General features: G+C 73.6%; 6 protein-coding genes. 4 read left to right on the forward strand and 2 right to left on the reverse strand.

Annotation, left to right across the window (positions count from 1 at the left end; translation table 11 throughout):
- The first annotated feature begins 27 nt into the window (after positions 1–27).
- The 4 genes from ACZ3YO_RS10750 to ACZ3YO_RS10765 all read left to right on the forward strand — a co-directional run bounded on the left by ACZ3YO_RS10750 (position 28) and on the right by ACZ3YO_RS10765 (position 13,976).
- Complete coding sequence (locus ACZ3YO_RS10750; RefSeq protein ID WP_465567565.1) at positions 28–9,585, forward strand: non-ribosomal peptide synthetase/type I polyketide synthase; 9,558 nt, start codon at positions 28–30, stop codon at positions 9,583–9,585.
- Positions 9,586–9,868: 283 nt separating this feature from the next.
- Positions 9,869–11,059: a cytochrome P450 gene (locus ACZ3YO_RS10755; RefSeq protein ID WP_465567568.1), complete on the forward strand. Its 1,191-nt coding sequence runs from the start codon at positions 9,869–9,871 to the stop codon at positions 11,057–11,059.
- Between the two features lie 152 nt (positions 11,060–11,211).
- Positions 11,212–12,921, forward strand: coding sequence for a phytoene desaturase family protein (locus tag ACZ3YO_RS10760; protein WP_465567570.1), 1,710 nt, complete (start codon positions 11,212–11,214; stop codon positions 12,919–12,921).
- Entirely contained in the window at positions 12,918–13,976 is a 1,059-nt protein-coding gene (locus ACZ3YO_RS10765) for an MDR family NADP-dependent oxidoreductase (protein ID WP_465567572.1), read from the forward strand. Before ACZ3YO_RS10760 ends, ACZ3YO_RS10765 begins: the two co-directional genes overlap by 4 nt.
- Positions 13,977–14,038: 62 nt before the next feature.
- On the opposite strand, the gene ACZ3YO_RS10770 is transcribed toward ACZ3YO_RS10765, so the two are convergent.
- Both ACZ3YO_RS10770 and ACZ3YO_RS10775 read right to left on the reverse strand, forming a co-directional pair.
- Positions 14,039–14,614 carry a TrmH family RNA methyltransferase gene (locus ACZ3YO_RS10770; RefSeq protein WP_465547705.1) on the reverse strand — a complete coding sequence of 192 codons (576 nt, stop codon included), beginning with the start codon at positions 14,612–14,614 and terminating at the stop codon, positions 14,039–14,041.
- Complete coding sequence (locus ACZ3YO_RS10775; protein WP_465567575.1) at positions 14,611–15,252, reverse strand: class I SAM-dependent methyltransferase; 642 nt, start codon at positions 15,250–15,252, stop codon at positions 14,611–14,613. Before ACZ3YO_RS10775 ends, ACZ3YO_RS10770 begins: the two co-directional genes overlap by 4 nt.
- Positions 15,253–15,596: the final 344 nt, after the last annotated feature.

Raw genomic sequence — 15,596 nt, forward strand, 5'->3', positions numbered from 1 at the left:
CGAACGCAGCGACACAAGGACTCGACCATGACGGATTCACGCCTCGCCGCCGTCCCCGATCCCTCTGATTCCCCGGCCGACTCCCCGGCCGATTCCCCAGCCGACTCCCTGGCCCCCTCCACCCCTGCGGCCGCCACCGCCACCGCCGCCACCGCGGCCCACAGCGCCGATGCCGACGGCCCGGAGCGGATCGCGATCATCGGCATCGGCTGCCGGCTGCCGGGCAGCGCCAACGACCATCGGTCGTTCTGGCAGAACCTGGTCGACGGCAAGGACTGCCTCACCCCGACCCCGCGCAGCCGGTACGACGTGGCCACCCTGGGCAGCCGGGACAAGGCCAAGCCGGGCCGGCTGGTGGGCGGCCGGGGCGGCTACATCGACGGCTTCGACGAGTTCGACCCGGCGTTCTTCGGGATCAGCGGCCGCGAGGCCGACCACATGGACCCGCAGCAGCGGAAGCTGCTGGAGGTGGCCTGGGAGGCACTGGAGGACGGCGGGCAGAAGCCGGCAGAGCTGGCGGGGCGTGAAGTCGGCGTCTACGTCGGCGCGTTCACGCTGGACTACAAGATCGTGCAGTTCTCGGACCTCTCCTTCGAGACCCTGGCCGCGCACACGGCCACCGGCACGATGATGACGATGGTGTCGAACCGGATCTCGCACTGCTTCGACTTCCGGGGCCCCAGCGTCTCGCTCGACACCGCCTGCAGTTCCTCCCTGGTCGCCGTCCACCTCGCCGCCCAGAGCCTGTTGCGCGGCGAGACCGACCTCGCGCTGGCCGGCGGCACCCTCCTGCACATCGCGCCGCAGTACACGATCGCCGAGACCAAGGGCGGCTTCCTCTCCCCGGAGGGCCGCTCGCGCACCTTCGACGCCTCGGCGGACGGCTACGTGCGGGCCGAGGGCGTCGCCGTGGTCGCGCTCAAACGGCTCTCCGACGCCCGGCGCGACGGCGACCCGATCCATGCCGTCATCATCGGCAGCGGGGTCAACCAGGACGGCCGCACCAACGGCATCACCGTGCCCAACCCGGACGCCCAGGTCACGTTGATCGAGCGGGTCTGCGCCGAGGCCGGGATCACGCCCGGCAGCCTGCAGTACGTCGAGGCGCACGGCACCTCCACCCCGGTCGGCGACCCGATCGAGGCGAACGCGCTGGCCCGGGCGCTGGCGATCGGCCGCCGGCCCGGCGACGCCTGCTACGTCGGCTCGGTCAAGACCAACATCGGGCACACCGAGTCCGCCTCCGGTCTGGCCGGGCTGATCAAGTCCGCGCTGGCGCTGAAGCACCGGCTGATCCCGCCGCACATCAACCTGGACCGGCTGAACCCGGCGATCGACCCGGCCACGCTGCCGTACCGGATCCCGACCGAGCCGACGCCCTGGCCCGCGCACGAGGGCCCGGCCCGGGCCGGCGTCAACTCCTTCGGCTTCGGCGGGACCAACGCCCACGTCCTGCTGGAAGCCGCCCCGGAAGCCGCCCCGGAGGCCGCCGCCCCCGCCGCCCCCGCCCCCGCCGCCCCCGAGGCCGCCCCGGAGAACGCCGCCGAGCCGGAGAACGCCCCGGCGGGGCGGCGGCCGGGCGGGTACACCGTCCTGCCGCTCACCGCCCGGGACGCGGCGGCGCTGCCCGAGCTGGCCGCCGGCATCCAGGCCGAGCTGGCCGGCGTCCGCGGCGGCACCCCGGCCCGGCCGGCCGACCTGGGCCACACCCTGGCCCACCGCCGCCAGCACCTCGATGCCCGGCTCTCCGTGGTGTACGACTCGCGGGAGTCGCTGGACGAGGCGCTCACCGCCTACCTGCGCGGCGAGCCGCACCCGCGGGTGCTGACCGGCCGGCGTCGTGAGGCCCGGCACCGCAGGCTGGCCTGGGTCTTCACCGGCATGGGCCCGCAGTGGTGGGCGATGGGCCGGCAGCTGTTCACCACCGAGCCGGTCTACCGGGAGGCCGTCGAGGCCTGTGCCGAGCACCTCGCCGAGCTGACCGGCTGGTCCCTGACCGAGGAGCTGGCCGCCGACGAGGCGCACTCCCGGATGTCCGAGACCTGGCTCGCCCAGCCCGCCAACTTCGCCGTCCAGGTCGGCCTGGCCGCGCTCTGGCGCAGCCGCGGCGTCCGCCCGGACGCGATCGTCGGCCACTCCACCGGCGAGGTCGCCGCCTTCCACGAGGCCGGCGTCTACGACCTGGCCGACGCGGTCAAGGTGGTGGTGCACCGCAGCCGGCTCCAGCAGAAGCTGGCCGGCACCGGCGGCATGCTGGCCGTCGCGCTCTCCGAGGCCGAGGCGCTCCGCCGGCTCCGCCCGTACGGCGACGCGGTCTCGGTGGCCGCGGTCAACAGTCCGGGCTCGCTCACCCTCGCGGGGGACGAGACGGTGCTGGAGGAGCTGGCCGCCGCACTCACCGCCGAGCAGGTCTTCGCCCGCCCGCTGACCGTCGAGGTGCCGTACCACAGCGCCCGGATGGAGCTGATCAAGGATGAGCTGCTGGAGTCGCTGGCCGACCTCAAGGCCCGCCCCGCCCGGGTGCCGCTCTACCTGACCGGCCAGGAGGGCACCGCGTACGGCACCGAGCTGGACGCCGCCTACTGGTGGCGCAACGTGCGCGACAGCGTCCGCTTCCAGCAGGCGGTGGAGCGGCTCGCCGACGACGGGTTCAGCCTCTTCCTGGAGATCGGGCCGCACCCGGTGCTCGGCCGCTCGATCCAGGAGACGGTGGCGGCCCGCACCGGCGACGCCGACCGCCCCGAGGTCCGCACCCTGGCCTCGATCCGCCGCCAGGAGGACGAGCAGGCCGCCTTCACCGCCTCGCTGGCCGCCCTGCACAACCTCGGCGTCGAGGTCGACTGGTCGGTGCTCCAGCCCGCCGGGCGGCCCGTCCCGCTGCCGCGCTACCCCTTCAAGCGGGAGCGGCACTGGGTGGAGCCCCGGCCGGTCGAGCAGGTCCGGCAGGGCCGGCTGGACCACCCACTGCTGGGACGCCGCCTCGACGGCGCCGAACCGGCCTGGGAGGCCCGGCCGGACGCCGAGGCGCTGCCGTACCTGGGGGACCACCGGATCCAGGGCCAGGTGCTCTTCCCCGCCGCCGGCTACCTGGAGATGGCCGTCCAGGCGGTCCGCGCGCTGACCGGCGGCACCGACGCCGCGCTGGCCGGCATCGAGCTGCGCAAGGCGCTCTTCCTGCCCGACGACGAGAGCCGCGCCGTCCGGCTCACCCTCTCCGCCGAGAACGGCACCTTCACCATCAGCACCACCGGCCGCGGCGACGGGCAGGAGCGCACCGTCCACGCCGCCGGCACCGTCCGCCCCGGGCAGCGCCGCCGCCCCGGCCCCCGGCTGGACGCCGACGCCGTCCGCGACCGCGCCGCCCGGCACCTGGCCGGCCCCGACTGCTACACCGCCCTGGCCGGGCTGGGCTACCACTACGGCCCGGCCTTCCAGGGCATCCACGAGGTCTGGATCGGCCCCGGCGAGGCACTGGCCGCCGTCCGGCCGACGGCGGCGATCGCCGGGCAGGGCGCCGGCCACCAGGTGCACCCGGTGCTGATGGACGCCTTCTTCCAGACCCTGCTGACGCCCCAGCTGCTGGTGGACGGCCCGGCCGGCACCGGCATCAAGCTGCCGCTGGCGATCGACGAAGTCCGGCTGGACGCCGTCGGCGAGCGCCCGCTCTGGGTGCACGCCACCGTCACCCGCGACGGCGGGGACGAACTGGTCGGCGACATCGCCGTCTACGACGAGGACGGCGTGCCGCTCGGCGGGATCACCGGCTTCCGGGCCGCCGACGTGGAGAAGGCCGCCACCGCCGTCGGCCTCGCCACCATCGACGGCTGGCTCGCCGAGCCCGTCTGGACGGAGCTGCCGGACGAGCCTGGCACCCCCGGCCTGCCGGCCGAACACCCCGACCACTGGCTGCTGTTCGCCGACACCCGGGGCGTGGCCGAGGAGCTGGCCGCCCGGATCACCGCCCGCGGCGGCAGCTGCACGCTGGTCCGCCCCGGCCCCGGCTACCGCCCCGCCGCCGACGGGCGGGCGGCCACCGTCGGGCCCGGCTCGGCCGAGGACCTCCGCCGGCTGCTGGCCGACCGCCGGGCCGGGGGAGCCCCCGACCCGGCCGCCGTCGTGCACCTCTGGAACCTCGACCGGCCCGCGCTGGCCGGCGCCGACCACGCCGCCGTGGCCGGCCACACCGGCACCGGCGCGTACAGCCTGATCGCGCTGGCCACCCTGCTGCCCGCCGAACTCCCCGAGACCCGGCTGCACATCGTCACCCGCACGGCCCAGGCCACCGCCCCCGGCGAGCCGGTCGAGCCGCTCGGCGCCCCCGCCTGGGGCATCGGCCGGGTGCTGCGCCACCAGGAGCTGCCCGGCCACCCCGGCAAGCTCGTCGACCTCGGCCCGGCCGGCCCGCCCGCCGAGGAGGCGGCCGCGCTGCTGCGCGAGTTCGGGCTCGCCGACGAGGACGAGATCGCGCTGCGGGCCGGCCGCCGGCTGACCAGCCGGCTGCGCCCCGCCGAGGGCCTGACCGGACCGCTGCCGCCGAGCCTGCGCCCGGACGGTGCCTACCTGGTGACAGGCGCGTTCGGGGCGCTCGGCCGGCTGCTCTGCCGCACGCTGGTACGCCGCGGCGCCCGCCGGCTGATCCTGGTCGGCCGCAGCCCGCTGCCGCCGCGCGAGCAGTGGCGCGCTCTCGACCCGGAGAGCCCGGCCGGCCGCAACGCCGCCTTCCTGCGCGAGCTGGAGGCGCTCGGCGCCCTGCCCGTCCCGGTGCCGCTGGACGTCACCGACGAAGCGGCGCTGGCCGCCTGGCTGGCCGAGTACCGGGCGCTGGAGTCGCCGCCGATCCGGGGCGTCTTCCACCTGGCCGGGCAGGTCCGCGACACCCTGGTGCCGGAACTGGACCGCGAGGTGTTCGACGCCGTCCACGGCCCCAAGGTGTTGGGCGCCTTCGCCCTGCACCGCCGGCTCGCCGACGAGCCGCTCGATCACTTCGTGCTGTTCGCCTCGATCGCCTCGCTGCTGACCACCGCCGGCCAGACCAACTACGCCGCGGGGAACGCCTTCCTGGACGCGCTGGCGCACCACCGCCGGGCGCTCGGCCTGCCCGCGCTCAGCCTCGACTGGGGCCCGTGGGCCACCGGCATGATCGAGGAGCTCGGCCTGATCGACCACTACCGCAACAGCCGCGGCATGAGTTCGCTCGCGCCCGAGGCCGGGATGGCCGTGTTGGAGCGGGTGCTCGGCCAGGACCGCGCGCAGCTGCTGGTCGCCACCGTGGTCGACTGGCCGGTCTTCCTCTCCTGGTACCCGGCCCCGCCGCCGCTGGTCGCCGACCTGGCCGCCGCCGCCCGGGAGAGCGTCCCGGCGCTGCGGCAGAGCAGCCTGCTGGACGCGCTGAGGGCGGCCGGCGAGGAGGAGCGCCGGGCGCTGCTCACCGCGCGGTTCACCACGCTGGCCGCCGCGGTGCTGCGGGTGCCCGCCGATCAGATCGGGCCGACCACCGGCCTGAGCGGCCTCGGCCTGGACTCGCTCCTCGCGATGGAGCTGCGGGCCCGGCTCAACACCGAACTCGGCACCGCCCTCCCGGTGGTGGCGCTGCTCTCCGACGCGCCGGTCGCCGAGCTGGTCGACCGGCTGCACGCGGGCCTCGCCGAGCTGATCGAGGAGGACGGCGCGAGCGCGGCCGGGGCCGGGATCGTCCGGTACGAGGACGAGTCGAGCCACCCGCTGACGCAGAACCAGAAGGCGCTCTGGTTCCTCAAGCAGCTCAACCCGGACGGCTTCGCCTACAACATCGGCGGCGCGGTCGAGGTCCGGGTGGAGCTGGAGCCCGAGCTGATGGCGGCCGCCTTCCGGGCGATGGTCGAGCGCCACCCCAGCCTGCGGGCCAACTTCGTGCTGGACGGCGGCCGGGCCGTCCAGCGCGTCCGCGCCGCGGCCGAGCCGGACTTCGGTGTCGTCGACGTCGAGGGCCTGGCCTGGCCCGAGGTCCACGACCTGATCGTCCGGGAGTACCGCAAGCCGTACGACCTGGAGCGGGATCCGCTGGTGCGGTTCCGGCTGTTCCGGCGCGGCCCGGCCCGGTGGGTGATCATGAAGGCCGTCCACCACATCATCTCGGACGCGATCTCCACCTTCACCTTCATCGAGGAGCTGCTCGCCGTCTACGAGGGGCTGCGGCAGGGCCGGGCGCCCGGGCTGCCCCCGGTCGGCGCCCGCTACCTGGACTTCCTCAACCGGCAGAACGAGTTCCTGGCCGGCCGCGAGGCGCCGCGGATGCTCGACTACTGGCGCTCGCACCTGCCCGCCGAGGTGCCGGTCCTCGGCCTGCCCACCGACAAGCCGCGCCCGGCGGTGCAGACGCACAACGGCGCCTCCGAGTTCTTCGTCCTGGACGAGGAGCTGAGCGCCCGGGTGCACTCGCTCGCCCGCGAGCACAACGTCACCGTCTTCATGGTGCTGCTCAGCGCCTACTACCTGCTGCTGCACGCCTACTCGGGCCAGGACGACATCATCGTCGGCAGCCCGGTGACCGGCCGCACCGACGAGGAGTTCGCCGGCGTCTACGGCTACTTCGTCAACCCGCTGCCGCTGCACGTCTCACTGGCCGGCGCGCCCACGGTGGCCGAGCTGCTGGCGCAGGTCCGCACCACGGTGCTGGGCGGGCTGGACAACCAGGAGTACCCGTTCGTGCTGCTGGTGGAGAAGCTCGGACTCCAGCACGACCCGAGCCGCTCGGCGGTCTTCCAGGCGATGTTCATCCTGCTCCACCACAAGGTGGCCACCGAGAAGTACGGCTACCACCTGGAGTACATCGAACTCCCCGAGGAGGAGGGGCAGTTCGACCTCACCCTGTCCGCCTACGAGGACGAGGCGGAGCGCCGCTTCCACTGCGTCCTCAAGTACAACACCGACCTCTTCCTGCCGGAGACGACGGCCCGCCTCGCCGGGCACTACGTCAACCTGCTGGAGGCGCTGACGGCGGCCGGCCCCGACCGCCCGGCCACCGGGCTGGAGCCGCTCGGCCGGGAGGAGCGCGCCCTGGTCCTCCGGCAGTGGAGCGGGGCCGACCGGCGGGTGGCGCACGAGGAGCCGGTGTACGAGCTGATCCTGCGGGCCGCCGCGGCCGATCAGGCGGCGCCCGCCGTCGCCGTCCCGGCGGAGTGCGGGCCGACCGCCCGGCTGAGCTACGGCGAGCTGGCCGAGCGCTCCCGGCGGGCGGCCGCCCGGCTGCGGGCGCTCGGGGCCGGGCCGGGCACGGTGGTGGCGCTCTGCCTGGAGAAGTCGCCGGAGCTGATCACCGCCCTGCTGGCCGTCCTCCGCACCGGCGCCGCCTACCTGCCGCTCGACCCGGGCCACCCGGCCGACCGGCTCGCCTACATGGTCGGGCACGCCGGCGCCGGGCTGCTGATCGGCGACCCGGAGCGGCTCGCCGGGCTGCCGGTGCGGGTCGTGAGCCCCTCCGAACTCGACCAGCCGGACAAGGAGTTCGAGGAGTTCGAGGAGTTCGAGGACGCGCCGGCCGACCTCGACGCCCCCGCGTACGTCATCTACACCTCCGGCTCCACCGGCCGCCCGAAGGCGGTGCAGGTCTCCCACCGCAACCTCGCCTCGGCCTACCAGGCCTGGCGCACCGAGTACCGGCTGGAGAGCGAGGCCAGGGTCCACCTCCAGATGGCCAGCACCTCCTTCGACGTCTTCACCGGGGACGTCGTCCGCGCGCTCTGCTCGGGCGGCACGCTGGTGCTGGTCGGCCGCGAGCTGCTGTTCAACACCGCCCGCCTCTACGAGGTGATGCGCACCGAGCGGGTGGACGCCGGCGAGTTCGTCCCGGCGGTGGTGCGGACGGTGATCGCCCACTGTGAACGGGCGGGCCTGCGGCTGGACTTCATGCGGCTGCTGGTCGTCGGCTCGGACGTCTGGAAGGTGGAGGAGTACCAGCGGCTGCACGCGCTCTGCGGCCCGCGGACGAGGCTGGTCAACTCCTACGGCCTCACCGAGGCCACCATCGACAGCGCGTACTTCGAGGGCCCGGCCGACGGCCTGGAGCCCAGCCGGATGGTCCCGATCGGCCGGCCGTTCCCGAACAGCGCCTTCTACCTGCTGGACCGGCACGGCCGCCCCGTCCCGCCCGGGGTACCGGGGGAGCTGTGGATCGGCGGCTCCGGGGTGGCGCTCGGATACGCCGGGGACGAGGAGCAGACCGCCCGGCGCTTCGTCACCCTGCCCGTCGGCGGGGAGGACGGCACCGAACCGGTCCGGCTCTACCGCACCGGGGACCTCGCCCGCTGGGACGCCGCCGGCGGGGTGCACCTGCTCGGCCGGGCCGACTCCCAGATCAAGGTGCGCGGCCACCGGATCGAGCTCGGCGAGATCGAGACCCAGCTCGCCGAATGGCCCGAGGTGGACCGCGCGGTGGTCACCGTCCGGCCGGACGGGAGCGGCGAGAACGTGCTCTGCGCCTACTGCGTGCCCGCCCCCGGCCGGACGCTGGACCGCCGCGAGCTCCGCCGCCACCTGGCCGGCTACCTGCCGACCTTCATGATCCCCGCCCACTTCACCGAGCTGCCCGCGCTGCCGCTCACCGCCAACGGCAAGGTGGACGTCTCCGCCCTGCCCGCCCCCCGGGCGGTCGCCGCCGAGCAGGCCGCCGAACCGCCGGTCACCCTCTACGAGGTCCGGATGGCGGAGCACTGGCGGGCGCTGCTCGGGATCGAGGAGCCCGGCCTCCAGCACGACTTCTTCGAGTGCGGCGGCAGCTCGATCAAGCTGATCGAGCTGATCCACGGCCTGCAGAGCGAGTTCAACATCGGCATCCCGGTCAGCCAGCTGTTCAAGGTCACCACCCTGCACGGGATGGCCAGGACGGTGGAGCACATCATCACCGGCCGGATCGAGGGTGCCCAGCCGTACCTCTGGTTCAACCAGGAGCAGCAGCAGACCGTCTTCTGCTTCCCGCCGGCCGGCGGCCACGGCCTGGTCTACCGGCAGTTCGCCGCGCACCTGCCGGAGTACCGGATGGTCGCCTTCAACTACGTCGCGGGCGACGACAAGGTCGACCGGTACGCCGACCTGATCGAGACCGTCCAGCCGGACGGGCCCTGCGCCCTGCTCGGCTACTCGCTCGGCGGGAACCTCGCCTTCGAGGTGGCCAAGGAGCTGGAGCGGCGCGGCCGGGCGGTGCCCCATGTGGTGATCGTGGACTCGCACCGGATCCTGGAGTCCTTCACCCTCGGCGACGAGCACGTCCAGGCCTTCGAGCGCGAGCTCGCCGAGCACCTCCAGCGGCACACCGGCTCGGACATCGTCGCCCAGGAGACCCGCGAACAGGCCCGGGAGTACCTGCAGTTCTGCAGTCGGACGCCCAACCTCGGGGTGATCACCGCGCCGGTCAGCGTGATCTCCGACGACGCCAAGGTGGCCCTCTACGCGGCCGGGGAGCGCGGCGCCTGGCACGGCAGCTCGGCGACCGGGACGGCGGTGTTCCGGGGCTTCGGCACCCACGCCGAGATGCTCGACCACGAGTACATCGCCCGCAACGCCGGACTGGCCAGGGACATCCTCGCCGGAGGTGCCGCCCATGCGTCCTGAGGCCCCACGTGCCGAGGCCCTGCGCCCCGGAGCCGTGCGCTCCGAGGCCCCCCGTGCCGAGGCCCTCCGCCCTGAAGCTCCGAGCACCGAGGCCCCCCGTGTCGAGGCCCTCCGCCCTGAAGCTCCGAGCACCGAGGCCCTGCGGCCCGGAGTCCTGAGCCCCGAAGCTCCGAGCCCCGGAGGTGTCAGCCCCGGAGACGTCAGCCCCGGAGCCGCGGGCTCCGAGACCGCCGGCACCCGCCTGCCGGCCCCCAGCAGCCCCCCACGAGAGACGGACCGCCTCATGCTCCGGCAGCACCGGCCGCTGGCCTACCCCTTCGAACCGCTCGGGCTCGAACTCCACCCGAGGTACGCCGAGTTGCGCGGCCGCCCGCTGGCCCGGATCCGGCTGCCGTACGGCGACGGTGCCTGGCTGGTCACCCGCTTCGAGGACGTGCGCGCGGTGCTCGCCGACCCGCGCTTCAGCCTCGCCGAGGCGATGGGCCGGGACCAGCCCCGGATGCGCCCGGTCGCCCGCACAGGCGCCGGCCTCTTCTCCACCGAGCCGCCCGAGCACACCCGGCTGCGCTCGCTGGTGGCACGGGAGTTCAGCGCCCGCCGGGTCGAGCGGCTGCGCGCCCGGGCCGGCGAGCTCGCCGGGGAGCTGGTGGACGCCATGGTCGCCGCCGGCCGGCCGGCCGACCTGGTCGAGGACTTCGCCATCCCGATGCCCACCACCATCATCTGCGAGGTTCTCGGCATCCCCGCCGAGGACCACCGGATGCTCTGGCACTGGGCCGAGACGGTGCTCTCCGCCGTCACCCCCGGCGAGGTGCTCGCCGTCGAGGGGCAGGCGTTCATCGAGTACATGGCCGGGGTGCTGGACCTGCGAGGCCGCGAGCCGGGCGAGGACCTGCTGACCGTCCTCGTCGGGGCCTGCCGCGAGCAGGGCCTGATCACCGAGGAGGAGCTGCTCTCGATCGCCTGCGACCTCCTGATCGCCGGCTTCGTCTCCACCACCAACCAGATCGGCAACTTCTTCTACCAACTCCTGGTCAACCCCGAGGAGTTGCGCTGCCTTCAGGAGCGGCCGGAGCTGATCCCGAAGGCCGTCGAGGAGCTGATGAGGTACGTCCCGCTGCTCACCGGCTTCAGCCTGCCCCGGTACGCCACGGCCGACGTCGAACTGGGCGGGGTGACCATCCGGGCCGGCGACGCGGTGATGATCGCCACCGCCGCCGCCAACCGCGACCCCGAGGTCTTCGAGGAGCCGGAGCGCCTGGTGCTGGACCGCCCGGGCAACCCGCACATCGGCTTCGGCCACGGCGTCCACTACTGCATCGGCGCGCACCTGGCCCGGCTGGAGCTCCAGGTGGCCATCGAGACGGTGCTGCACCGGCTGCCCGGCCTGCGGCTGGCCGTTCCCGAGGGCGAACTGCGCTGGAAGGCGGACGCCATGGTCAACGGCCTGCAGGCGCTCCCGGTGACGTGGTGACGCGGCGGCCCGGTGACCCGGTGACGCGGCGGGGTGGCCGGGCGGTGACGCGGCGAGGCGGTGGCGCAATGACGGAGCGTCAGGAAGTGCCAGGAGCGACGAGGAAGGCCAGGGAATTGGTACGGGATACAGCGACAGGACGCCGGGAGTCGATGATCATCATCGGCGGCGGCCTCGGCGGCCTCTCCACCGGCTGCTACGCCAGGATGAACGGGTACGGCACCCAGATCTTCGAGATGCACGAGATCCCCGGCGGCTCCTGCACCGGCTGGGACCGCAGCGACTTCACCTTCGACTGGTGCATCAGCTGGCTGCTCGGCAACGGCCCGGGCAACGAGATGTACCAGATCTGGCTGGAGCTGGGCGCCCTCCAGGGCAAGGAGATGCGGCACTTCGACGCGTTCAACGTCGTCCGCGGCCGGGACGGCCGGGCGGTCTACTTCTACTCCGACCCGGACCGGCTGGAGGCCCATCTGCTGGGCATCTCCCCGGCCGACGCGGCCCCGATCCGGGAGTTCTGCAACGGCATCCGGACCTTCCGCAAGGCGCTGGCCGTCTACCCGTTCCTCAAGCCGGTCGGCCTGATGGGCCGGGTCGAGCGCTGGCGGATGCTGGCCTCGTTCCTCCCGTACTTCACCACCATCCGCAAGTCGATCACCGTGCTGATGACGGACTACTCGCAGCGGTTCCGGGAGCCGCTGCTGCGGGAGGCGTTCAACTTCATCCTCTACGAGAAGCACCCGGCCTTCCCGGTGCTGCCGTTCTACTTCCAGCTCGCCTCGCACGCCAACCACGCCGCCGGGGTGCCGGAGGGCGGCTCGCTCGCCCTGGCCCGGTCGGTCGAGCAGCGGTACCGGAAGCTCGGCGGCGAGATCACCTACAACGCCAAGGTGGAGGAGATCCTGGTCGAGGACGACCGGGCGGTGGGCGTGCGGCTCAGCGACGGGCGGGAGTACCGGGCCGACATCGTGGTCTCCGCCGCCGACGGCCACACCACCGTGATGAAGCTGCTCAAGGGCCGCTATCTGAACGACACCTACCGCAGGCTCTACACCTCGCTGATCGACGAGCCGGGCCAGCTGTCGCCCGGGTACGTCTCCCTCTTCCTCGGGCTGCGCCGGCCCTTCCCGGAGGGGGAGCCCTGCACCACCTACCTGCTGGGCGAGCGGGAGACGGCCGGGCTGACGGGCATCCGCTGCCCCAGCATGAACGTGCAGTTCCGCACCCGGCACTACCCGGAGCTGGCGCCCCGGGAGTCCACCGTGGTGTTCGCCACCTACTTCTCCGACATCGGCCCCTGGCGGGAGCTGCGCGAGGGCCCGGAGCAGTCCTCCCGGGTGCGGCGCGGCGAGGAACTGCACACCCTGCCGGTGAAGCACGGCCGGGAGTACATGGCGGCCAAGCGGAGGGTGCGCAACGGCATCGTCTCCTTCCTGGACGAGCGGTTCCCCGGCTTCAAGGACGCGGTCGCCGTCGCCGACGTCTCCACTCCGCTCACCCAGGTCCGCTACACGGGCGTCTACGACGGCACCTTCCCGGGCTGGAACCCGTTCGTGGAGGGCAGCGAGACCGTCGAGCAGGAGATCAAGAAGAACGGCCCGGTGCTGCCCGGGCTGGGGAACTTCTACCTCTCCGGCGTCTGGGCCACCATCGGCGGCCTGATCCGGGCGGCCGCCGCCGGCCGGCACGTCATGCAGTTCATCTGCCGCGACGACGGCGTGGAGTTCACCGCCGACATCGACCTGAGCGCGCCGCCGCCCACCCATCTGATCCTCCCGGTCGGCCGGCCGCCGCAAGAACAGGCCGGACCGGCCGAGGAGATCCCGTCCACCAGCACCGTATCGACAGGGGCCCTGGCATGAAGATCGAGAAATGGGTGGTCCGCGAGCACCTCGAAGGGGTGCCGGACGTCAACCGGATCTACCGGAAGGTGGTCGAGGACGTCGAGATCGGCCTCCGTCCGGACGAGATGCTCTTCCGGACGAGGTACGTCTCGGTCGACCCGTACCAGAGCGGCCTCGCGCTGGAGACGCCGATCGGCGACCACATGGGCGGCGACTCGATCATGGAGGTGCTGGAGGCCGGGCCGGAGGCGGCGTTCCGGGTCGGGGACCTCGTCCAGGGCTTCGGCGGCTGGCGCAGCCACGTCGTCCACAACGGCGCCGAGGAGGTGTGGAAGACCGGCCTCTTCCCGATGGTCTTCCCGGCCTACCGGCGGCTCGACCCGGCCTGGTACGACGAGGAGCTGCCCGTCTCCACGGGGCTCGGCATCATGGGAGCGCCCGGGATGACGGCCTGGGGCACGCTCACCAAGTTCATGACCGTGCGCCCCGGCGACACCGTGGTGATCAGTGGCGCGTCCGGCTCGATCGGCACCCTGGTCGGCCAGCTGGCCAGGCGCGCGGGCGCCGGCCGGGTGGTCGGCACCACGGCCTCGCCGGGCAAGGCCGCGTACCTCAAGGAGCTCGGCTTCGACGAGGTGGTGCTGTACGACCAGGCCGACGACGCCGAGACGGTCCGCGAGGCGCTGCTGTTCGCCGCCCCCGACGGCATCGACCGCTACTTCGACAACCTCGGCGGGACGGTCACCGACGCGGTGTTCACCATGCTCAACGTGAACAGCCAGGTCGCCGTCTGCTGGCAGTGGGCGACCACGGTGAACGGCGAGCTGACCGGGCCCCGGCTGCTGCCGTACATCATGTTCCCGCGCACCACGATCCGCGGGATCTTCGCCCAGGAGTGGTTCAACGAGCCGGAGCTGGCCGCGATGCACGCGGACCTCGGCGGGCTGGTCCGGCGCGGCGAGATCCGCTACCACCAGACCGTGCACAAGGGCTTCGACGCGATCCCGCAGGCCTACCGCAGCCTCTACGTGGACCGGGAGGCCAACCGGGGCAAGGTGCTGGTCGAGGTCTGAGCCCGGCAGGCGGGAGGGGCCGGTCGGCACCTCCCGCCGCGGGGGTCACGCACCCCGGAGGGTCACTCGTCGTCGAGGTCCAGGCCGCCGGCGTCGCTGCCGTCCGGGGTGCCGCTGATCGCGTACCCCTGGCGGCGCGCCTCGTAGCAGGCCACCGTCGCGGCGGCGGAGACGTTCAGCGAGCCGACCCGGCCCAGCTGCGGGACGAAGACCACCTGGTCGCAGAGGGCCAGCGCGTCGGGGGTGATCCCGCGGTCCTCGTGGCCCAGCACGAAGGCGACCGCCGGGGTCAGCTCGGCGGCGAACATCGGCACCGCCTCGTCCGCCAGCTCCAGGCCGACCACCTTGAAGCCGTCCGCCTTGGCGGAGGCGACCGCCTCGGCGACGGTGGGGAAGTGCTCCACCTTGAGGTACTTGTCGGTGCCCATCGCGGCCTTCTGCGCGCCGGACGACCGCACCGACGGGGTGTCGCCGGTCAGGTACAGCTTCTCGGCGCCCATCGCGGCGGCGGTCCGGACCACCGAGCCGACGTTGAACGGCGACTGGAGGTTCTCCAGGATCAGCGCGAGCCGGAACTCGTTGCTGCGCCGCCACTGGCGGTGCAGCCGCTTCAGTTCGGTCCCGCGGAGCTGCTTCACGACGTCGTACCTCGTCCACTCTCGGGGCCCGCACCCTCGGGGCGGGGCCGCGCTTCCAGAATCCGGAACCCGTTGACCGAGGTGACCCGGTCGGTCGGGTAGCCCTGGTCGTTCAGCCACTTCTGCAGCGAGTCCGAGCCCAGGTTCTTCTGCACCACCAGGAACGCCGAGCCGTCCGGGGTCAGCCGGCCGAGCCACTGGTGCAGCAGCCGGCGCAGGGCGGCCTTGCCGATCCGGATCGGCGGGTTGGAGTAGATCGCCGCGAACCGCAGGTCCTCGGGGACGTCCTCCGGCAGCGACGCCTGCACATTGGCCAGCCCGAGCGACTCCGCGTTCAGCCGGACCAGCTCCAGCGCGCGGGTGTTCACGTCCACGCCCCAGACCGGCAGCCGCTTGCGCCGGCTCGCCCAGGTCAGGGTGATCGGGCCGTAGCCGCAGCCGACGTCCAGGATCGGGCCGCGGACCCGCGGCGGCGGGGCGTGCTCGAGCAGGACCCGGGTGCCCGGATCCAGCCGGTTGCGGGAGAACACCCCGGCGTCGGTGGTCAGTTCCAGGGTGAGGTCCGGCAGGGTGACCGTGATCGGACGGCGCTCGCTGGCGACCTCGGGTGCACCGGTGAAGTAGTGCGAGCCGGACATGATTTCCCCGTCGTTCGTAAGGCTTCGGGGCCACCGGGTGGGTGTGGGTAAGCCCTGCTGGTACGCGACTGATCGTACCCCCGGCGGCCCGGGCCCCGGCAGCGCGGGAGAAGGGGCGTGCTGCCGGGACCGTGTCGTTCGTGCCGTCCGTGCCGTCCGTGCCGTCCGTGCGGTCCGTGCGGTCCGTGCGGTCCGTGCCGTCCGGGCAGCCTGCGCCGTCCGTGTGCCGTCGCGGCGGACCCGGCAACACGCCGGGCGGCGGGCGGCGCATCGCGCCCGGGCGGCCGCGGACGGATACTTCGAGTACCCGGGGCGGGCCCCGTGGGAGCCTCCCAGCAGCGAGG

It is taken from the genome of Kitasatospora sp. NPDC022785, from assembly GCF_055561295.1.